The 1124-nt window shown below is 48.8% G+C and carries 1 protein-coding gene; it reads left to right on the top strand.

The window, feature by feature from the left end:
- A partial coding sequence (locus R8N28_RS26350) for a 4Fe-4S dicluster domain-containing protein (protein WP_412079939.1) occupies nucleotides 1–1124 on the top strand: 1124 nt, incomplete at both ends.

Raw genomic sequence — 1124 nt, 5'->3', positions numbered from 1 at the left:
CTCGAAACGTATGGGCGCTCTTGGGTACCCCAGTTCAAGCACTGCTCGACGAATTCGGGTACAAAGCCGATAAAAAACTTCAGCGTTTGATCATGGGCGGACCAATGATGGGCTTTACCCTGCCCCACTCACAGGTTCCTATCACCAAAACGGCGAACTGTATTTTAGCTCCGACTCGTCACGAGATTTCAGCTCATCAATACGAAATGGAATGTATAGGTGGTGGTCAATGTGCGGAAGCTGGTCCTGCATCTCTACTGCCACAGCTGCTTCAATGGCATGCCAAGGCCGAAGAATATGACAAGCTAGAAGAACTAAATCTAAAAGATTGTATCGAGTGTGGCGCTTGTGCGTTTGTTTGTCCAAGTGAAATTCCACTGGTGCAATATTACCGCCAAGCAAAAGCAGAAATTCGTACTCGAACTCAAGAAGCAGAAGCCGCAGAGCGTGCGAAACTGCGCTTCGAAGAGAAAAAAGCGCGTATGGAACGCGAAAAAGCAGAACGTGAGAACCGCTTCAAGAAAGCCGCGGATGACCGTCGAAAAGAGATGAAGTCAACCGGTGGTGATGATGCTATCGCCGCAGCCATTGCTCGTGTTAAAGCACAAAAATCGAACGAAGATAATAAAGCTGAGCCAGCAGTTAAACCTGCTGTCGCGGCTGCCATTGCCAAAGCAAAAGCGAAGCAAGCCGCAGCAGCAAAAGTTGGTGCAACTGAGCCTGACAACTCCGAAATGGCAAAACTGCGTGAAGAGCGCAAGCGTCTTGCTCGTGAACGTAAAGCAGAAAAAGAACAAAGCGAAACCCCTGCTAACAATGCTGATGATAAAAAGTCCGCAGTTGCTGCAGCAATCGCGCGCGCGAAAGCGAAAAAAGCTCAGCAGGAAGAAAACGCATCTGAAGAGCCAGAAGATAAAAAAGCTGCAGTAGCCGCTGCTATTGCTCGTGCAAAAGCGCGTAAAGCGCAACAAGAAACTGAATCTCAACCTGTTGAAGAAACAGCTTCTCAAGAGCCAGCCGAAGATCCGAAGAAAGCCGCGGTCGCTGCTGCTATTGCTCGTGCAAAAGCGCGTAAAGCGCGACAAGAAACTGAATCTCAACCTGTTGAAGAAACAGCTTCTAAA

This window comes from Vibrio sp. Vb1554, from assembly GCF_033344235.1.
The sequence above is the reverse complement of the archived record's forward strand: the minus strand, read 5'-3'. Positions and strand labels throughout refer to the sequence as shown.